This is a genomic window from Kineococcus sp. NBC_00420 (genome assembly GCF_036021035.1).
In the GTDB taxonomy this organism is placed as follows: Bacteria; Actinomycetota; Actinomycetes; order Actinomycetales; family Kineococcaceae; genus Kineococcus.
In genome coordinates this window covers 1736027-1755262 of the sequence record NZ_CP107930.1, presented here as the reverse complement: position 1 = coordinate 1755262, position 19236 = coordinate 1736027, and the positions used below count along the sequence as shown (strand labels likewise).

Sequence of the window (19236 nt, the reverse complement as noted above, 5' to 3'; positions counted from 1 at the left end):
GACGGTCAGACCGTCTGCGGCGCAACGTCCTCCTCGCGCGTGCCGGTCACCATGAACAGGACCGACTTGGCCACGGAGACGGCGTGGTCGGCGAAGCGCTCGTAGTAGCGGCTGCACAGCGTGAGGTCGACGGCCACCTCGGTGGGGTGGTCCCAGGTGCGGGAGAGCAACTGCTCGAAGACCTGGCGGTGCAGGCGGTCCATCTCGTCGTCGTCGACCTCCATCTGGGCGGCCATGGCGACGTCTCGGGTGGCGATGACGCTGCCGGCCTTCGCGACGATCCGTTCGGCGACCTGACCCATCTCGAGGACGGTGGCCCGCAGTTCCGGCGGGACGACGGGCTCGGGGTGACGCAGCCGAGCCAGCTTGGCGACGTGGCGGGCGAGGTCGCCCATCCGCTCAAGGCTGGAGCTCATCCGCAGTGCGGTGACGACGACGCGCAGGTCGGTCGCGACGGGGGACTGGCGGGCGAGGACGTCGACGGCCCGCTCCTCGAGGTCGCGCTGGAGCTGGTCGATGCGCTTGTCGGCGGAGATCACCGTCTCGGCGAGTTCGCGGTCGGCGTCGAGCAGGGCGCTGGTCGCGCGGGTCATGGCTGATTCGGCGAGCTGGGTCATCTCGACGAGCGTCTCGACGAGACCTGCCAGCTCGTCGTGGTACACGTTGCGCACGGCAAGGTCCTCCGGGGTTTCGTGACGGCCGGTCGTCCCGTGCTCTGGAGACGCCTCGGTCAATGGTGACCCGGGCAGGCTCGCAGGGCCCGGTGAACGAGCGGCTCCCCGTGGGTGAACATCTGCGTGGCCGGCCGCGTCCGGGCGTCGACGGCTCGGGGTGGGCCCCCGGTCACCGTAGGCTTGCGGGGTGCTGGGCGATGTCTCCGTGTCGATCGCCGCGGTGGTCGGTGTGCTGACCGGCGCGGCCGGGGTGCTGGCCTTCCGCGTCTCCGAACGCCTCCAGCACCCGCCCGTGCCCCCCGCCCCGCCGGCGAGCGGGCTGCCCCCGGGGGTCAGCGACGTCCTGATGGCGCTGCGTTCCTCCGCCGTGGTCCTCTCCGCCGACGACCAGGTGGTGAAGGCCAGTGCCGCCTCCTACGCCACGGGTGTCGTGAGCGGCAACGAGCTCACCGACGCGCAGTTGCGCGACATGGTGCGCAACTGCCGACGGGACGGCCGGGTCCGCGAGGTCGAGACGGACCTGGGTGCGGGGCTGGGCCGCCCGCCCGCGGTCGTGCTGGCCCGGGTCACGCCGTTGGGTCCGCACCACGTCCTCCTGCTGCTCGAGGACCGGACGGAGTCGCGGCGCATCGAGGCCGTGCGGCGGGACTTCGTCGCCAACGTCAGCCACGAGCTGAAGACCCCGGTGGGTGCGTTGATGTTGTTGTCGGAGGCCGTCGAGGACGCCGCCGACGACCCGGACGCCGTCCGGCACTTCTCCCGCCGGATGCGCCGCGAGGCCAAGCGCCTGACGGCCCTGGTGCAGGAGATCATCGACCTCTCGCGCCTGCAGGCCGCCGAGAACGTGGTGCAGCCGGAGGTCATGGACGTCGACGGCCTCGTCGCCGAGGCCGTGGACCGGGTGGGCACCCTGGCCCAGGGGCGTGGGTCGGAGGTCGTCGTCGCCGGTGTCCGCGGACTGCAGCTGCGGGGTGACCGTGAACTCCTCGTCACGGCGCTGCGCAACCTCGTGCACAACGCCCTGGCGTACTCCCCGGAACGCAGCCGGGTGGTCGTCGAGGTGCGCAGGGGTTCCGGCGGGATCGCCGGGAAGCTCGCGGGACAGCAGCTCTCGACGGTGGACATCGCGGTCTCCGACCGCGGGGTCGGGATCAGCGCCGCCGACCTCGACCGCATCTTCGAACGGTTCTACCGCGTCGACCCCGCGCGTTCGCGCTCGACGGGCGGCACCGGACTCGGGTTGTCGATCGTCAAGCACGTGGCCGGCAACCACGGTGGTGAGGTCAAGGTCTGGAGCGCCGAGGGGGAGGGGTCGACCTTCACGCTGCGACTGCCGGGCCCGCCGCCGACGGAGACGGCCGACGCCGGCCCCACGTCCACGACGGCCGGCGCCGTCGGGGACGCCGCCCCGCACGCCCCGAAGGCCCACCCGCAACCGCACCCGCAGCAACACACGGCGCAGAACCCCTCGCCGCACTCGCAACTGGAGGTCCGACCGTGACGCGCATCCTGGTGGTGGAGGACGAGGAGTCCTTCTCCGACCCGCTGTCCTACCTGTTGCGGCGGGAGGGCTACGACGTGGCCGTCACCGAGAACGGCAACGACGCGCTCGAGGAGTTCGACAAGGCCGGTGCCGACCTCGTGCTGCTCGACCTCATGCTGCCCGGCCTGCCCGGGACCGAGGTCTGCCGCCAGCTGCGGACGCGCTCCAGCGTCCCGGTCATCATGCTGACCGCGAAGGACTCCGAGATCGACAAGGTGGTCGGCCTGGAGATCGGTGCCGACGACTACGTCACCAAGCCGTACTCCTCCCGCGAGCTGCTGGCCCGGGTGCGCGCCGTGCTGCGTCGTGGCGCCGAACCCGAGGACCTCGTGCAGACGACGGTCGAGGCCGGTGGCGTCCGGATGGACGTCGACCGCCACGTCGTGACCGTGCGGGGCGAGCGGGTCCCGTTGCCGCTCAAGGAGTTCGAGCTGCTGGAGCTGCTGCTGCGCAACGCCGGGCGGGTCCTGACGCGGGTGCAGCTCATCGACCGCGTCTGGGGTTCGGACTACGTGGGGGACACCAAGACCCTCGACGTCCACGTGAAGCGGCTGCGGGCCAAGATCGAACCGGACCCCGCGAACCCCCGGCACCTGGTGACGGTGCGCGGGCTGGGCTACAAGTTCGAGGGCTGAGCCCGGACGCGCGAGAGGGGGCGGCCCACCGGGCCACCCCCTCTCCTGCGTGACGCGGAGGTCAGCCCTCGGTGGCCGACGGCTCCTCGCCCACGGCCGGGCCGCAGGTGACGGACGGGGACGGCGTCGCCGAGGCGCTCGCGGTGTCCGTCGGGGTGTCGGCGGCTGCGGTCGGCGTGATCACCGCGTACTCGAAGCACGGGAGCACGACCGGCGCCTGGACGGCCTGCGCCTGCCCGTCCACGCGGAAGGTGACGGGGACGGTCTCGCCCGGGGTGACGGGGACCTGCGGGACCTGGACCCAGCCGACCTGGGACTGCGTGCCCGAGTCGTCGTCGGTCGCGGCGGCGTCGTCCGCGACGGCGGAGGGGTCACCCAGGTGCAGGGACGAACCGGGCGCGAGGAAGAACGACTGCGCCGCGGGTGCGCCGGCGTCGACGTCGACCGACACCGAGACGGTGGCGGGGTCCGGACCGGGGTTCACCAGCACGACGGACAGCACGCCCGGCTCGTCGACCCCGGAGGAGACGACGAGGGTGTTGCGGACGGTCACACCGCCCACGGTCGTGCCCGTCCCGTCGCTGGGCTCGTACGGCTTGAGCACCGTGGCGGGCGAGAAGACCGCACAGCCGGCCACACCCATCGTGGCGGCGAGGGTCACGACCGCGAAGGCGGAGCGCTGGGCCACGGGGCGGCGCGAGGAGGTTCGGCGCAGGCGGAGCTTCACACGTTCAGACTACCGGCAGTCGTAGCCGTGTTCGCAGCGGAGCGGGGCGTCGCGCCCGATGACGGGGTGCGATCCGGTCACGTGCCGATCACGCTCCCGTCACGACGTGGGGCCTGCGGCGGACGTGCCGAGAGTGTCTCGACGATCACCCTGGGCGAGGGGTGATCCGGTGCGCGAAGCATGCGATGCGGGGTCTGTCAAGCCCCCGACCGCCGACCGTGAGCCTCTGACCTGCGCAAACGCTCCGATCGAGACTGTCCACAACCCGATCGCCGTGGTAATCTGGAACCAGGGAAAGGGGTCAATTTCTATGGCTTTCACGGTCGGCGAAACGGTTGTCTACCCCCACCACGGGGCGGCACTGATCGAAGAGATCAAGACCCGGACCATCAAGGGCGAGGACAAGCTCTACCTCGTGCTGAAGGTGGCCCAGGGCGATCTCACCATCGAAGTTCCTGCGGACAACGTCGACCTCGTCGGCGTTCGTGACGTCGTGGGTCGCGAGGGGCTGGACCGGGTGTTCTCGGTCCTGCGCACGCCGTACGCGGAGGAACCGACCAACTGGTCCCGCCGCTACAAGGCGAACCTCGAGAAGCTCGCGTCCGGTGATGTGGTCAAGGTGGCGGAGGTCGTGCGCGACCTCTGGCGACGTGACCAGGACCGCGGTCTCTCCGCCGGGGAGAAGCGCATGCTGGCGAAGGCGCGGCAGATCCTGGTCTCCGAACTCGCGTTGGCGGAGAACACCAACGAGGACAAGGCCGAGTCGCTGCTTGACGAGGTCCTGGCCTCCTGAGATCCGCGCTCGTCGTCCCGGCCGCAGGCCGGGGCGACCGCCTCGGGGCCTCGCGTCCCAAGGCTCTCGTTCCACTGGCGGGTGAACCGCTGCTCGTGCACGCGGTGCGGCGCGCTGCGGCCTCCGGCGTCATCGACGTCGTGGTCGCAGTCGCGCCCGCCGCCGCGTGCGACGAGGTCATGTCCCTGCTCACCCCCCTGCACGGCGACGTCATCGTCGTCGCCGGCGGGGCAGAGCGGCAGGACTCGGTCCGGCTGGGCCTCGAAGCGCTCGCCGAGGACGTCGACGTCGTCCTCGTCCACGACGCGGCCCGCTGCCTCACCCCTCCCCACGTCTTCACGGCCGTCGTCGAGGCCGTGCGCGCCGGCGCGCCCGCGGTGATCCCGGTGCTCCCGGTGTCGGACACGATCAAACGGGTCGCGGGTCACCTCGTGGTCGAGACCGTCGACCGCAGCGAGCTCGTCGCCGTGCAGACCCCGCAGGGTTTCGCGGCCGGCCCCCTGCGCGCTGCGCACGCCGCCGCGCTCCCCGGTGCCGCCGCGACCGACGACGCCGGGATGCTCGAATCCCTGGGTCATCCCGTGCGGACGGTGCCCGGCCACGAGCACGCGTTCAAGGTCACCCGCCCGGTCGACCTCGTCCTCGCCCACGCGCTGCTGGCCCAGGAGGCCCCGTGACCACCCTGCCCCGCGTCGGGACCGGCGTCGACGTGCACCAGCTGGTCGCCGGTCGTCCGTGCTGGATCGCCGGTGTGCTCTGGGAGGGCGAGGAGTTCGGCCCGGAGGGTCACTCCGACGGGGACGTCGCCGCGCACGCCTGCTGCGACGCGTTGTTCGCGGCGGCCGGTCTCGGCGACCTCGGCGCCCACTTCGGGACCGCCCGTCCCGAGTTCGCCGGTTCCTCCGGGGCACGGTTGCTGGCGGAGGCCGCCCGCCTCGTGCGGGCGGCCGGTTTCGAGATCGGCAACGTCTCGGTCCAGGTGATCGGCAACCGGCCGAAGATCGGCCGTCGCCGCCCCGAGGCCGAGGCCGCGCTCGGCACCGCCTGCGGCGCGCCCGTCTCCGTCGCCGGGACGACGACGGACGCCCTCGGCCTGACCGGGCGGGGCGAGGGCATCGCGGCGATCGCCACCGCCCTCGTCGCCCTGCGCTGACCGCCCTGCGCTGACCGGCCTGCGCTGACCGGCCCGCGCTGACCGGCCTGCGCTGACCGGCCCGCGCTGACCGGCCCGCGCTGACCGGCCCGCGCTGACCGGCCCGCGCTGACCGGCCCGCGCTGACCGGCCCGCGCTGACCGGTCTCACGCCAGCAGCGCCGCGACGAGCTCCTCCTCGTCGATGCGGGTGCTGCGACCGTCGGAGACCACGACCTCCCCGTCCACCAGGACGGTGTCGACGATCCGCGGGGTTCCCGTGGTGAGCAGACCGGCCCCCGGGTCCAGGACGGGCAGGCACCCGAAGTCGCGGTCGAAGCGCACCAGGGTGAGGTCCGCCGGGGTGCCCACGGTGACGCCCCCGCCGGGCCGCTGCGCCAGGCCCAGCACCGAGGAGGCCCCGTCGACCGCGAGGGCGACCACGTCGGCGAAGCCCAGCAGGTCCGCGCGGCGGTGGGTGGCCCGCTGCAGGTAGGCGGCGGTGCGCATCGTCTCCAGCATGTCCTGCCGGTCGTTGGAGGCCGCACCGTCGACGCCCAACCCCACCGCGACACCGGCGGCGAGCAGGTCGGGGACGGGGGCGACCCCGGAACCCAGCCGCATGTTCGAGACCGGGTTGTGCGAGACCGCGCACCCCGCCGCCGCCAGCGCCGCGACGTCGCTGGCGGTGAGGGCGACGCCGTGCACGGCGAGGAGCCGGTCGCTGAGGAACCCGGCGTCCGAGAGGTACTGCAGCGCACCGACTCCGGCGTGCTCGCGGCACATGTCCTCGTCGGTGCTCGTCTCCAGCAGGTGGATCGAGATCCGCAGGTCGCGCTCGAGCGCGAAGGCGTGGACCGTGCGCAGACCCTCCGGGGTGAGGCTGCGCGGGTTCGGCACCGCGAGGGCAGGGGTGACCCGCGTCCCCCGGGTGGCGCCCGCCAACCGCTCCACGTGGTCGAGGGCGGTGTCCAGGGGCTGCATGAGCCGGGGGTCGAAACCCCACCTCCGGGTGGGGTCGGGGCGGTCGGCGACACCGCGGCCGAGCAGCGCGCGCACCCCGACGTCCGCCAGGGCCTGCAGCACGGCCGCGTGGACCTCCTCCGAGGGGTGCGGCCACATGTGCTCGACGAGGGTGGTGGACCCGCTGCGCAGACCGTCGAGGGCGCCGGCGACGGCGGCGAGGTAGGCCGACTCGGGGGTGACGGCGGCCATGTGCTGCCCGACGGCCAGCAGCCAGGACAGCAACGGCTGCCCCTCGCCGACCCCGCGACACGTCGCCTGCTGCAGGTGGGTGTGGGTGTTGACGAACCCCGGGAGCAGGTGGGCGCCGGTGCCGTCGAGACCCTCGGTGCCGTTCTCGTGCGGGCGGATCGCCACGACCGCTCCGTCGCGCAGGAGTACGTCCTGGTGCTCCCGCCAGGTCCCGCCGTCCCAGACGGTGACGTCGGTGACGGCGGTGGGGAACGTGCTGGGGGCGTTCGTCGTGAGGTTCACCCCCGAACTCTGACCGAGGAGCGTGGCCCGCGGAAGACCCCGGGATCACATGCAACACGATGTTCACACGGCGGCTCTTGCGTCGGATTGCATGCAGCCGACACGGTGGGGTCATGACCGCGCCCCAGCAGATGACCGAGCTCGACCGCGAGTCCCGCATGGGCGACCCCGGGACGGAACGCGACCGGGCCATCCCGCAGATCGACCTCTCCGACTTCGAGGCCCGCCGCAGCGAGATCACCGAGCAGCTGTGGTCCGCGGCGACCGAGGTCGGCTTCTTCCAGATCGTGAACCACGGCATCGAGGCGGCCGCCGTCGACCGGGCGTTCGCGATGGCGAAGGCGTTCTTCGACCTCCCCGTCGAGGTGAAGCAGCAGTACCCCCTCGACCGGCCCAGGAACTCCGGCTGGGAGTCGGGGACCCAGGTCCGTCCCTCGGTGGGGACCCCGGACCGCAAGGAGTCCTACCAGATCACCCGTCCGCACATGGGCCCGCTCTTCCCCTCCGACGCGGAACTCCCGGAGTTCCGCGAGTTCATGCTCGGGTTCGAGACGCGGTGCTGGGAACTCGCGATGCGGGTGCTGTCCTGCTTCGCGGAGAAGCTCGGCTTCGCGCGCGAGTTCTTCACCAACGCCCACGACCCCTCCGCCGACACCTACCAGTCGACCCTGCGGATCCTGCACTACCCGGAACTCCCCGGCGACGTCGCCGTGGAACCCGGGGTCTGGCGGGCCGGAGCGCACACCGACTTCGACTGCCTCACGTTGCTGTTCCAACGCACCGGTCAGGGCGGACTGCAGGTCTGCCCGGGCCGGGACCTCGACGCGCCGGAGTGGACGTCGGTCGTGCCCTCCGACGAGGCCATCACCTGCAACATCGGGGACATGCTGATGCGGTGGAGCGACGACCAGTTGCGGTCCACCTTCCACCGCGTGCGGATGCCCGGGGCGGGGGAGTACACCGGAGCGCGCTACAGCATGCCGTTCTTCGCCCAGGCCAACCGCGAGGTCCTCATCGAGACCCCCGGTGGCAGCTACCCGCCGATCACCGCCGCCGACTACATCGCCGAGCGGATCCGCGCGAACTACGGCACCCCCGCGGCGTGAGCGTCGAACTGCTGGGCGACACCGTCCACACCGCGCTGCTCGCCCGCATCCTCGACGGTCGCCTGGGCCCCGGGACGTCGTTGAGCGTTCCCGCGCTCGCGGCGGAACTCGGCGTGAGCCGGAGTCCCGTGCGCGACTCGGTGCAACGGCTGGTCGCCGAGGGGATCGCGGTGTCCACCCCGCACGCCGGCGCGAGGGTCGCGACGGTGACGGCCGAGGACCTGTCCGAGGTGTTCCGCGTCCGCGAGGTCCTCGACGGCCTCGCCGCGGCGGAGGCGACGGAGCGCGTGGACCGGGAGGGGCTGGCCCGGCTCGCGGAACTCGTCGACGCCGAGGAGGCCGCGTCGGCCGAGACCCCGGAACCCGCGCGTGACGCCGGGCTGGACCTGGAGTTCCACGCGGCGATGCGGGAACTGTCCGGCAACGCGACCCTGGCCGACACCCTGCGCCGCCTCGAGGTCCGTGCCCACCTGTCCGGAGCCGGGCTGTGGGCCGAGCAGCGGCACCGCGAACTCGCCGTCGCCGAGCACCGTCGCATCCTCGCGGCGGTGGAGGCCGGCGACGTGGCGGCGGCCCGCCTCGCCGCGAGTGCCCACGTCGCCGCGATCGGCGTGCGCCTCCGCCGCGCCCAGCTCACCCTCGCCTGACCAACTCCTGGGGACTTCTCCACCCTTCCCGAGCCAGGGAAGGGTGGAGAAGTCCCCAGGAGTTGGGTCGGGGGGAGCCGCAACACAGGTTTCACGACGGGGAAACACGCTCGAAACACGGCTCCGGCCAGACTCGTCCCCATACCTGTCACCCGACAGGTAGAGGTGGTGAGTCACCGAGCGGAAGGCCCGACTGATGACCGTTCCCGCACCACGCACGCACCCCGGCGCCGGCGACGGTCGGGGTTCCGAGACCGGTGACCTCGGCCGGTTCGGCTACGGCCAGCAGCTGCACCGCAGCGTCGGACCGTTCGCCTCGTTCGCCGCCGGTTTCTCCTTCGTGTCGATCCTCACGACGGTGTTCCAGCTGTTCGGTCTCGGTTTCAGCTTCGGCGGGGCGGGTTTCTTCTGGACCTGGCCGACGGTGTTCGCCGGTCAACTCCTCGTCGCCCTCTGCTTCGCGGAACTCGCTGCGCGGTACCCGATCTCGGGTGCGGTGTTCCAGTGGTCGAGCCGGTTGGCGGGCACCGACTTCGGCTGGTTCACCGGGTGGGTCATGGTCGTCGGCCAGGTCCTCACGGTGGCCACCGCCGCCATCGCGCTGCAGGCCGTCCTGCCGAGCGTCTGGTCCGGGTTCCAGCTCGTCGGCGGTCCCGGTGCGGACTCCGCGCCGACGTCCGCGACAGGGGCGCAGAACGCGGTCGTCCTCGGCCTCCTGCTCCTGGTCGTCACCACCGCGATCAACGTCATCGGGGTCCGGCTGATGGCCGTCATCACCTCCGCCGGCGTCGCCATCGAGATCGTCGGCGTCATCGCCCTGGTCGTCGCGCTCTTCGCCCACGCCGAACGCGGCCCGGCGGTCGTCACCACCACGACGGGTGCGGCGGACGGCCCCTACCTCTCGATGTGGCTCGCGAGTTCCCTCATGGCCGCCTACGTCATGGTCGGTTTCGACTCCGCCGGGGAACTCTCCGAGGAGACCCACGCCCCGCGGGCCACGACGCCCCGGACGATCGTGCGGGCCCTGGTCGTCTCCGGCGTCGGTGGGGCGCTGCTGCTGATCGCCGGACTCGTCGCCGCCCCCAGCCTCACCGACGGGACCCTCGCCTCGCAGGGCCTCGCCTACGTCCTCACCTCCCGCCTCGGCGACGTCGGCGGCCGGCTCCTCCTCGTCTGCGTCGCGATCGCCGTCGCGGTCTGCACCCTGGCCGTCCAGACCTCCGGGTCGCGGATGGTCTACTCGATGGCGAGGGAGCGGGCGTTCCCCTTCGCGAACGTGCTGGGTCGCGTGTCGCCGCGCACCGGCACCCCCATCGGCGCCTCGGTGCTCGTCGGGGCCGGGGCGGCGATCGCGCTGGCCGTGAACTGGCACCAGAGCGCCGTCTTCACCGCTCTCGCCAGCCTCTGCATCGCGATGCTCTACCTGGCCTACCTCGGGGTGACGGTGCCGCTCCTCGTGCGCCGGTTCCGGGGCGGCCTGCCCGACGGGGTCGACGAGTTCGGCCGGCCGCTGTTCTCCCTCGGCCGGTTCGGGATCGTCGTCAACGTCCTGGCCGTCGCCTACCAGGTCGTCATGGTCGTGAACCTCGCCTGGCCGCGCGCCGCCGTCTACGACCTCACCGACGGCACCTGGTGGCTGCAGTACAGCGCGCTGCTCTTCATCGCCACCACCCTGGTGGTCGGGTTCTTCGTCCACCGTCGCAACCGGGTCCGCCACCAGGGGCCCATCGTCCTGGGCGCCCGGCAGGTCGCCGGCGCCCGCCCCCACCCCGTGGAGGAACCCGCGTGATCCGCGACACCTCGACCGTGCTGGCCGCCCGCGGTGACGCGCGCGCCCAGGCCGGCGCCACCGCCGAGTGGATGCCCTACCTGCCCGCCTCGAGCTCACCGTTCGCCCCCGACGACGTCGACCCCGCGGACCTCACGTGGGCCGAGACCGTCGCGCCGGGTGGCTACACCTCCAAGGTGCTGGCCCGCGGGACCCGGATCCGTCTCACCGACGTCACCGGCGACGCCTGCGCGAACGTCGTGCTGCTCTCGGCCCTGTCCCCGTGGGAACGGCTGAACGTCGCCGACACCCAGAAGATCCCGTGGCAGGCCTACCTCGGTGCCGGACACCCGTTGCTCTCCGGTGACGGCCGGGTCCTCGCGACCGTCGTCGCCGACTCCGCCGGCCGGCACGACGCGTTCTGCGGCACCACCTCCGACGCCTGGAACGTGCGGAAGTACGGCGACGCGGCTCCGGAGGGACCGAGCCCCTCCGGCCGCGGTCTGCTCACCCTGGCCGCGAGCAAGCAGGGCCTCGGCCCGCGCGACCTGCCCCCCTCGGTGTCGTTCTTCCAGGGCGTGCGGGTCGAGGAGGACGGGAGCTTCCGCTGGCTGGGTTCCGCCGGTCCGGGGACCTCCCTCGACCTGCTGGCCGAGATGCCGCTGACCGTCCTCGTCGCGAACACCGCGCACCCGCTGGACCCGCGCCCGGAGTTCACCGTGGGCCCGCTGCGGGTGCACGCGTGGCGCAGCACCCCCACCGGCCCGGCCGACGCGCGGTTCACCGCGACGCCGGAACTGCACCGCGCGTACCTGAACACCCTGGACCACGTGGAGGCACGATGACCGTCACGACGCGAACCCGCTGGGACTGGGGTTCCCCGCTGGTGGAGGGCGAGGTCGTCCGCGACGACCGGGTCGCCGCCCGTGCCCCGTGGTCGGCCGTCGTGCGCGCCGGGCACGTGCTCACGATCGTCGACGTCGGTGGCAACCAGTCCGCGGACTGCCTGGTCTTCGCCGACGCCGACCGGTCCGAGCGCTACAGCGTTCCCGACACCCTGGCCTGGCAGGGCAACGCCTACGTCCGGACCGGCACCGTGCTGCGCAGCCAGTACGGGAACCCGCTGATGACGGTCGTCGGCAACGAGGTGGAACGCCAGGACACCATCGGCGGCGCCTGCGGCAAGGAGTCCAACACCCTGCGCTACGGCCACCACACGGCCCACCAGCACGGGTGCCGGGAGAACTTCCTCGCCGAGGGTGCCCGCAACGGCCTCGACGCGCGGGACCTGGTGTCGAACCTCAACTGGTTCATGAACGTCCCGGTCGAGGCCGACGGTTCCCTCGGGATCGTCGACGGGATCTCCGGTCCGGGCAAGCGCGTCGCCGTGCGGGCCGAGGTCGACGTCCTCGTCGTGGTGTCCAACTGCCCCCAGGTCAACAACCCCTGCAACGACTTCGACCCCACGCCCCTGCGCATGATCGTGACGGTTCCCTCGTGAGCTTCGACACCCTGCTGATCGCCAACCGCGGCGAGATCGCCCGCCGGATCCAGCGCTCCGCCCGCGCCCTCGGGCTGCGCACCGTCGCGGTGTTCTCCGACGCCGACCGGGCCGCGCCGCACGTCCGCGAGGCCGACACGGCCGTCCGCCTCGGGCCCGCGCCGGCGCGGGAGTCCTACCTGCGCACCGACGCGATCCTGCAGGCCGCCCTCGGCACCGGCGCCGGAGCCGTGCACCCCGGGTACGGGTTCCTCTCCGAGAACGTCGGGTTCGCCCGGGCCTGCGAGGACGCGGGGCTGGCGTTCGTCGGACCCACCCCGGACCAGATCACGAAGTTCGGCAGCAAGCACACTGCCCGGGAACTCGCCGCGGCCGCCGGAGTCCCGCTGCTCGCCGGGACGGGGCTGCTGGCTTCGGTCGAGGAGGCCGTCGCCGCGGCCGAGACCGTCGGCCTGCCGGTCATGCTCAAGGCCACCGGTGGTGGCGGCGGGATCGGCATGCAGGCCTGCGCCACCGTCGAGGAGGTGCGCGACGCCTACGACCGCGTCGTCCGGCAGGCGACGGCGAGTTTCGGCTCGGCCGGGGTGTTCCTCGAACGCCTGGTCCGCCCGGCCCGCCACGTCGAGGTCCAGGTGTTCGGCGACGGTCAGGGCCGGATCGCCGTCATCGGTGACCGCGACTGCTCGTTGCAGCGTCGCAACCAGAAGGTGATCGAGGAGGCTCCCGCCCCCGCGCTGCCCGCCGCGGTCCGCGCCGAGATCGCCACCACGGCCGCCGGGCTCATGGCCTCGGTGCGCTACCGCTCCGCCGGGACCGTGGAGTTCGTCTACGACCCGGTGCGCGAGGAGGCGGCGTTCCTCGAGGTCAACACCCGGCTGCAGGTCGAGCACCCCGTGACCGAACTCGCCTACGGCGTCAACCTCGTCGACCTCATGCTCCGCCTCGCCCGCGACGGTCACACCGACCCCGCCGTGACCGACGTGTTCGAGCGCGAGTGGGCACCGCGGGGCGTCGCGGTCGAGGCCCGCGTCTACGCCGAGGACCCGGCGAAGCAGAACGCCCCCAGCCCGGGTCTGGTGACGCGGGCGGAGTTCCCGGAACTGTCCGGGGTGCGGGTCGACGGCTGGATCGAGACCGGGCTGGAGGTGACCCCGTTCTACGACCCGATGCTGGCGAAGGTGATCGCCTCCGCCCCCGGCCGCGACGCGGCCCTCGACCTGCTGGGTGAGGCGTTGCAGGGCAGTCGGATCGACGGCGTCGTCACCAACCTCGGCCTGCTGCGTCACCTCGTGGACGAGTTGCCGCTGCGCTGCGCCGCGCACTCCACCTCGACCCTCGACGTCACCGAGGACCCGGACCCGCGCATCGACGTCCTCGCCCCCGGGGCCATGACCACGGTCCAGGACCTGCCGGGCCGGCTCGGGCACTGGCAGGTCGGGGTCCCGCCGTCGGGGCCCATGGACCCGCTCTCACTGCGCGAGGCGAACCTCGCGGTCGGGAACCCCGTGGGTGCACCCGGTCTCGAGATCACCGCCACCGGCCCGACGTTGCGGTTCTCCACCGCGTCGGTCGTGTGCGTGACCGGGGCTCCCGCGCCGGTGAGCGTCGACGGCGTCGAGGTCGCGATGTGGGAACCCCTCGAGGTGGCCGCCGGTTCGGTGCTGAGCGTCGGCACGGCGGCGGGTCCGGGGTTGCGCCTGGCCCTCGCGGTCCGGGGCGGTCTCGACGTGCCGCAGTACCTGGGCAGTTCCTCGACGTTCACGCTCGGGGGTTTCGGTGGCCACGGCGGCCGTGCGCTGCAGGCCGGCGACGTCCTGCGTCCCGGGGTTCCCGAGGGGACCGGGTTCTCCCGGATCGCCGGCCCGGTCCCGCTCGAGCGCCGCCCCGAGTACACGGGGGAGTGGCGGATCGCGGTCACCGAAGGCCCGCACGCCGCCCCGGAGTTCTTCACCCGCGCCGACCTCGACGAGTTCTACGCCACCGACTACGAGGTGCACCTGAACTCCGCGCGCACGGGGGTCCGGCTCATCGGGCCACGCCCGCGCTGGGCCCGCAGCGACGGCGGCGAGGCGGGGCTGCACCCCTCCAACATCCACGACACCCCCTACGCCGTCGGTGCCGTCGACTTCACCGGGGACACCCCGATCCTGCTCGGCCCCGACGGACCCTCGCTGGGGGGTTTCGTGTGCCCCGCCGTCGTGGCCTCGGGGGACCTGTGGAAGCTGGGGCAACTGCGACCGGGGGACCGCGTGCGCTTCCACCCCGTCCGCGAGGTGGACGCCGCCCGGCCCCGGCTGCAGCGCAACGACCTGCGTGACCTCGCGGGCGACGGGGACGACGGTGTCCTGGCCCGGGTTCCGGCCGCCCCCGGGCGTCCCGCGGTGACCTACCGCCGCGACGGCGACGACAACCTGCTCGTGGAGTTCGGCGAGCAGGTGCTCGACCTCGGGTTGCGGATGCGGGTGCACGCGCTCATGCGGGTTTTCGACGCCCACCGCCCCGCCGGGATCCTCGACGTGACGCCGGGGATCCGCTCGCTGCAGGTCCACACCGACGCCTCGGTGCTGCGGGCCTCGCAGCTCGTCGGGCTGCTGCGGGAACTCGACGACGCCCTCCCCGCGACCCACGACCTCGTCGTCCCCTCGCGCCGGGTCCGGCTGCCGCTGTCCTGGGACGACCCCGCGACGAAGCTCGCGATCGAGCGGTACATGACGGGGGTCCGCGACGACGCCCCGTGGACCCCGTCGAACCTCGAGTTCATCGCCCGGATGAACGGTCTCGGCTCCGTCGACGACGTCTTCCGGACGGTCTTCGACGCGCAGTACCTGGTGCTCGGCCTGGGGGACGTCTACCTCGGCGCCCCGGTGGCGACCCCGCTCGACCCGCGGCACCGCCTCGTCACGACCAAGTACAACCCCGCGCGGACGTGGACGGCGGAGAACTCCGTCGGCATCGGCGGGGCCTACCTCTGCGTCTACGGCATGGAGGGACCCGGCGGTTACCAGTTCGTGGGCCGCACGGTCCAGGTCTGGAACCGGTTCCGGCGCGGTGGGTTGTTCCAGGACGCCCCCTGGGCACTCCGGTTCTTCGACCGCATCGAGTGGTACCCGGTGTCCGCCGAGGAACTGCTCGAACTGCGGGCGGAGACCGACGCCGGCCGGGGGGAGTTCGAGACGGAGGAGGGCGAGTTCTCCCTCGCCGAGCACGAACGCTTCCTCGCCGAGAACGCGGGCGAGATCGAGGTCTTCCGCGCCCAGCAGGCCGCCGCGTTCGCGGCCGAGAAGGAACGCTGGCGCGCCTCGGGGGAGTTCGACGTCCGCCCCGAACCCGCTCCCGCCGTCGCGGCCGGGCCGGTCGACCTCCCCGCCGGTGCGGTGGGGGTGCCGGCCCCGTTCGCCGCGACCGTCTGGCAGGTGTCCGCCGAACCCGGCGCGACCCTCACCGACGGGGACCGCGTCCTCGCCCTGGAGGCCATGAAGATGGAGACCGCCGTGACCGCACCCGCCGACGGGGAACTGCTCGAGATCTACGTGAGACCCGGGGAGGCCGTCACCGCCGGCCAGGTCCTCTTCGCCGTCCGTCCCGCCCAGGAGGTCGCCGCGTGAACCTCGAGCAGAAGGTGCGTGACGCCTACGCCCGCATCGCCGCCGTCGACCGCCCGGAGGTCTGGATCAGCCTGCGCCCGCTCGAGGACGTGCTCGCGGAGGCCGCCGGCGTCGACCGGGACGCGCCGCTGGCCGGCGTCCTCGTCGCGGTGAAGGACAACATCGACGTCGCCGGTCTGGCGACCACCGCAGGAGCCCCGTCCTTCGCCTACGCCCCGTCGGGCGACGCCACGGCCGTCGCCCGGCTGCGGGCCGCGGGGGCCCTCGTCCTGGGCAAGACCAACCTCGACCAGTTCGCGACCGGCCTCGTGGGGACCCGCAGCCCGCACGGGGCGGTCCGGCACGCCTTCGCCCCGGACCGGATCTCCGGCGGGTCGAGCTCGGGTTCCGCCGTGGCCGTCGCCCTGGGGCTGGTCGACGTCGCCCTGGGCACCGACACCGCGGGGTCGGGACGGGTCCCCGCCGCGTTGCACGGGATCGTCGGGGTGAAACCGACCCGCGGTCTGGTCCCCACGACCGGGGTGGTCCCGGCGTGCCGGAGCATCGACTGCGTCACCGTCTTCGCCCGCGACCTCGACCTGGCCCGGCGCACGGCGGAACTCCTCACGGGACCCGACGGCCTCGACCCCCTGGCCCGGGTGGACGAACCGCTGCCCGCCCCACCCGCACGACCGCGGATCGCCGTCCCCACCCCGGAGCACCTGGCGGGGCTGGCCGAGGGGTGGGCCGAGGCGTTCGCGACCTGCGTCGCGGGGGTCCGCGCGAGCGGCGCCGAGGTCGTGGAACTGGACATCGCCCCGCTGCTCGAGGTCGCGGGCCTGCTCTACGGCGGTGCGTTCGTCGCCGAGCGGACGGCGGCCGTGGGCGCGCACGTCGCGGCCCACCCCGAACTCGTCGGCACCGACCTCGACCCCACCGTCGCGGCGATCGTGGCGGCCGGGGAGTCGGTGAGCGCCGTCGAGGTCTTCCGCGACCGCGAGCGCCTCGACGTCCTCGCGGCCCGTTCCCGCGAGCTCCTGGCGGGGTTCGACGCCCTGCTCACCCCGACGACGACGTGGCACCCCACCCTGGCGGAGGTGGCGGCCGACCCGGTGGGGGCGAACTCCCGGATGGGGCGGTTCACGAACTTCGCGAACCTGCTCGACCTGGCCTCCCTCGCCGTCCCGGCGGGGACCGTGGACGGGTTGCCGTTCGGGGTCATGCTCACCGGTCCGGCGTTCAGCGACCGCTCGCTCGCGGTCCTGGCGGCGCGGTGGGCGAACCCGTCGGTGGACCTGCTGGTGGTCGGGGCGCACCTGTCGGGGCACCCGCTGAACCACCAGCTCGTCGCCGCGGGCGCCACCCTGGTCCGCGCCGTGCGGACGGCCCCGCAGTACCGGCTCTTCGCCCTCGACACCGCCCCGCCGAAGCCGGGCATGGTGCGCGACGCCGACGGGGCCTCGATCGCCGGGGAGGTGTGGCGCCTGCCCGCGGCCGGGTTCGGGACGTTCGTGGCGGGGCTGCCGCAACCGATGACGATCGGGACGGTGACCCTCGAGGACGCCTCGACCGTGCGCGGGTTCCTGGCCGAACCCGCGGCGCTGCAGGGCGCGGAGGAGATCACCGGGTTCGGGTCCTGGCCCGCGGCGCAGCACGCCCGGGGCCCGGCGTCGCGGGCGGTGGTGGCAGCATCGGCGCCGTGAGCAGCGGTGCGGGTCGGGTGGGTCGTCCGCGCACCCGCGCGGGGGACGGTTCCGGTCGCTCGGCGCGCCAGGAGATCCTGGACGCGGCGGCGGCGTTGTTCGGGGAGTCCGGCTACGCGGCGACGTCGACGCGGGCGATCGCCGACCGGGTGGGGATCCGGCAGGCGTCGCTGTACTACCACTTCGCCGGCAAGGACGAGATCCTGCTGGAACTGCTGGAGGCCTCGGTCCGCCCGACCCTGGACGTCGTCGACGCGTTGCGTTCGGCGGCCCCGGACCCGGCGGCGGCGCTGCACGCCCTCGTCGTCGTCGACGTCGCGACGTTGCTGGCGGGACCGTTGGGGATCGCGGCGCTCTACGTCGCGCCGGAGGTGCAGCAGCCCCGGTTCGAGGAGTTCCGCGAGCACCGCCGGCAGCTGCTGGCGGTCTACTGCGACCTGGCGCGGGAGCTCCTGCCCGCCGGCCACCCGGTGTCGGCGGAGGTGGCCGGCCACGCCTGCCTGCACCTGGTGGAGATGGTGGCGACGCTGCCCCCGACGCCGGGTCTCGCGGAGCAGGTCGCGCTCACCTGCCTCGGCGCTCTGGGCCTGCACGGCGAACGCGCCGCGGCCGCCGCTCGGGGCGGCGACCGGGCGCGTTCGGGGCTGGCCGGCTCGCTGCGCTAAGCGGGGTCGGGTTCCGTCGGGGTGGTCGCCTCGGTGGGGGCGTCGTCCGGCGACGGGACGCGACGTCGTCGCTTCCTCGAGCCCTCGTGGACGTTCGGGTTCTCCGGCTCGTCGGGGACGAGCTCGTGGTGCACGTAGCGCAGGACCACGGTCACGATGGCCGCGACCGGTACGGCGAGGAAGGCCCCCGTGATGCTGAACAGGGTCCCGCCGACGGTCACCGACCCGATGACCACCGCCGGGTGCAGCGCGAGCGAACGGCCGACCAGCAGCGGCTGCAGGACGTTGCCCTCCAGCTGCTGGACCAGCAGGACGATCCCGAGGACGATCAGCGCCTGCACCCAGCCGAGGGTGACCAGGGCGACGAGCACGGCCAGCACGCCCGTCGCGACGGCGCCGACGATGGGGATGAACGCGGCGAAGAAGATCGCGACGGCCAGCGGCAGGGCGAACGGCACCCCGACGATGGCCATCCCGACGCCGATGAACACGGCGTCCACGAGGGCCACGGCCGCCTGGGACAGGATGTAACCGCGGATCGCCGCCCACACCCGGCCGCCCAGCGCGGTGACGTGGCGGTGCGCGCCCTCGCTCAGCCACCGACGCGACCACGGCAGCAGCCGGTCGCCGTCGGAGAGGCAGAAGAACGCGAGGACGAGGACGAGCAGGAACGTCACCAGCCCGGACCCGACGCTCGCCCCGATGGTGCCGACACCGCCGACGACGCTGAGCGCGATGCTCTGCGCGTTGGTCTGCAGCTCGGTGATGCCCTGGTCGATGAGGTTGCCGATCTGGTCGTCGCCCAGGTTCAGCGGGGGTCCGGTGACCCAGACCTGCACCTTGTCCAACCCGGCGACCGCGGAGTCGGCGACGTCCCCGGCCTGACCGGCGACGTTGGGGATGAGCGCGGCGAAGATCCCGACCACCACGGCGATGAGCAGCACGATCGAGACGAGAGCGGCCAGCGAGCGCGGCATCACCGCGCGCAGCACCTGGGCCAGCGGCCACAGGATCGCGCTGAGCAGGATCGCGAGCAGCAGCGGCAGCAGCAGCGACCACCCCTTGCCGAGCAGCCAGATCAGGCCGGCGAACCCGATGCCCAGGATCAGCAGGCGCAACGCCCAGCGCGACGCCTCGTTGATCCCTCGTTCGACGACCCGGGTCGGGCGCTCCCGCGGACCGCGCGAGGAGGCGGTGGGCGGGCTGTCCTGCTGATCACTCACCCGGGGATGCTCTCAGGAGAAGCACGGTTGGGCACCCCG

At 73.3% G+C, this 19236-nt stretch carries 17 protein-coding genes; 13 read left to right on the top strand and 4 right to left on the bottom strand.

Going from position 1 to position 19236, the window contains the following annotated elements:
- Positions 1-5: 5 nt before the first annotated feature.
- Complete coding sequence (gene phoU, locus OG218_RS08510) at positions 6-671, bottom strand: phosphate signaling complex protein PhoU (RefSeq protein WP_328292778.1); 666 nt, start codon at positions 669-671, stop codon at positions 6-8.
- 190 nt (positions 672-861) lie between these two features.
- Here phoU and OG218_RS08505 point away from each other — a divergent pair, with 190 nt between their 5' ends.
- On the top strand, positions 862-2175 hold the full coding sequence (locus OG218_RS08505) for a sensor histidine kinase (RefSeq protein WP_328292777.1): 1314 nt from the start codon (positions 862-864) through the stop codon (positions 2173-2175).
- The gene (locus OG218_RS08500; RefSeq protein WP_328292776.1) at positions 2172-2852 is read left to right on the top strand and encodes a response regulator transcription factor; all 681 of its coding nucleotides are present in this window, start codon (positions 2172-2174) and stop codon (positions 2850-2852) included. The genes OG218_RS08505 and OG218_RS08500 overlap by 4 nt, the downstream gene beginning before the upstream one ends.
- Positions 2853-2913: 61 nt before the next feature.
- Here the strand turns inward: OG218_RS08500 and OG218_RS08495 are convergent, their stop codons facing one another.
- Entirely contained in the window at positions 2914-3579 is a 666-nt protein-coding gene (locus tag OG218_RS08495) for a hypothetical protein (RefSeq protein WP_328292775.1), read from the bottom strand.
- 310 nt (positions 3580-3889) lie between these two features.
- Between OG218_RS08495 and OG218_RS08490 the strand changes: the two genes are divergently transcribed.
- The 3 genes from OG218_RS08490 to ispF are packed head-to-tail and all read left to right on the top strand — an operon-like array spanning position 3890 to position 5525.
- The gene (locus OG218_RS08490) at positions 3890-4372 is read left to right on the top strand and encodes a CarD family transcriptional regulator (protein WP_012084764.1); all 483 of its coding nucleotides are present in this window, start codon (positions 3890-3892) and stop codon (positions 4370-4372) included.
- Positions 4369-5049 (top strand): 2-C-methyl-D-erythritol 4-phosphate cytidylyltransferase, encoded by a 681-nt coding sequence (gene ispD / locus OG218_RS08485; protein WP_328296226.1) that lies wholly within the window; start codon positions 4369-4371, stop codon positions 5047-5049. Before OG218_RS08490 ends, ispD begins: the two co-directional genes overlap by 4 nt.
- Complete coding sequence (gene ispF, locus OG218_RS08480) at positions 5046-5525, top strand: 2-C-methyl-D-erythritol 2,4-cyclodiphosphate synthase (RefSeq protein ID WP_328292774.1); 480 nt, start codon at positions 5046-5048, stop codon at positions 5523-5525. Before ispD ends, ispF begins: the two co-directional genes overlap by 4 nt.
- A gap of 146 nt (positions 5526-5671) precedes the next feature.
- Here the strand turns inward: ispF and OG218_RS08475 are convergent, their stop codons facing one another.
- Entirely contained in the window at positions 5672-7000 is a 1329-nt protein-coding gene (locus tag OG218_RS08475) for an amidohydrolase family protein (RefSeq protein WP_328292773.1), read from the bottom strand.
- A gap of 113 nt (positions 7001-7113) precedes the next feature.
- On the opposite strand from OG218_RS08475, the gene OG218_RS08470 reads away from it, so the two are divergent.
- From OG218_RS08470 to OG218_RS08435, 8 genes are all read left to right on the top strand, one after another.
- Positions 7114-8106 (top strand): isopenicillin N synthase family dioxygenase, encoded by a 993-nt coding sequence (locus OG218_RS08470; protein WP_328292772.1) that lies wholly within the window; start codon positions 7114-7116, stop codon positions 8104-8106.
- Positions 8103-8753 (top strand): GntR family transcriptional regulator, encoded by a 651-nt coding sequence (locus OG218_RS08465; protein ID WP_328292771.1) that lies wholly within the window; start codon positions 8103-8105, stop codon positions 8751-8753. Before OG218_RS08470 ends, OG218_RS08465 begins: the two co-directional genes overlap by 4 nt.
- 196 nt (positions 8754-8949) lie before the next feature.
- The gene (locus OG218_RS08460) at positions 8950-10542 is read left to right on the top strand and encodes an APC family permease (RefSeq protein WP_328292770.1); all 1593 of its coding nucleotides are present in this window, start codon (positions 8950-8952) and stop codon (positions 10540-10542) included.
- Positions 10539-11366, top strand: a complete 828-nt coding sequence (locus tag OG218_RS08455; RefSeq protein WP_328292769.1) for an urea amidolyase associated protein UAAP1 — start codon at positions 10539-10541, stop codon at positions 11364-11366. The genes OG218_RS08460 and OG218_RS08455 overlap by 4 nt, the downstream gene beginning before the upstream one ends.
- Positions 11363-12022, top strand: a complete 660-nt coding sequence (locus OG218_RS08450; protein ID WP_328292768.1) for an urea amidolyase associated protein UAAP2 — start codon at positions 11363-11365, stop codon at positions 12020-12022. The genes OG218_RS08455 and OG218_RS08450 overlap by 4 nt, the downstream gene beginning before the upstream one ends.
- Entirely contained in the window at positions 12019-15627 is a 3609-nt protein-coding gene (gene uca / locus OG218_RS08445) for an urea carboxylase (RefSeq protein ID WP_328292767.1), read from the top strand. The genes OG218_RS08450 and uca overlap by 4 nt, the downstream gene beginning before the upstream one ends.
- Positions 15624-17309, top strand: a complete 1686-nt coding sequence (locus OG218_RS08440) for an allophanate hydrolase (protein ID WP_328292766.1) — start codon at positions 15624-15626, stop codon at positions 17307-17309. Before uca ends, OG218_RS08440 begins: the two co-directional genes overlap by 4 nt.
- Positions 17306-17974: a TetR/AcrR family transcriptional regulator gene (locus OG218_RS08435; protein WP_328292765.1), complete on the top strand. Its 669-nt coding sequence runs from the start codon at positions 17306-17308 to the stop codon at positions 17972-17974. Before OG218_RS08440 ends, OG218_RS08435 begins: the two co-directional genes overlap by 4 nt.
- Here OG218_RS08435 and OG218_RS08430 read toward each other — a convergent pair.
- The gene (locus OG218_RS08430; protein WP_328292764.1) at positions 17971-19197 is read right to left on the bottom strand and encodes an AI-2E family transporter; all 1227 of its coding nucleotides are present in this window, start codon (positions 19195-19197) and stop codon (positions 17971-17973) included. The two genes, OG218_RS08435 and OG218_RS08430, sit on opposite strands and share 4 nt — an antisense overlap.
- Positions 19198-19236: the final 39 nt, after the last annotated feature.

Bases quoted from the DNA above. Each gene is read 5' to 3' on its own strand.
- OG218_RS08490 (WP_012084764.1), top strand. From the start codon at position 3,890: ATGGCTTTCACGGTCGGCGAAACGGTTGTCTACCCCCACCACGGGGCG.
- OG218_RS08470 (WP_328292772.1), top strand. From the start codon at position 7,114: ATGACCGCGCCCCAGCAGATGACCGAGCTCGACCGCGAGTCCCGCATG.
- OG218_RS08460 (WP_328292770.1), top strand. From the start codon at position 8,950: ATGACCGTTCCCGCACCACGCACGCACCCCGGCGCCGGCGACGGTCGG.
- OG218_RS08450 (WP_328292768.1), top strand. From the start codon at position 11,363: ATGACCGTCACGACGCGAACCCGCTGGGACTGGGGTTCCCCGCTGGTG.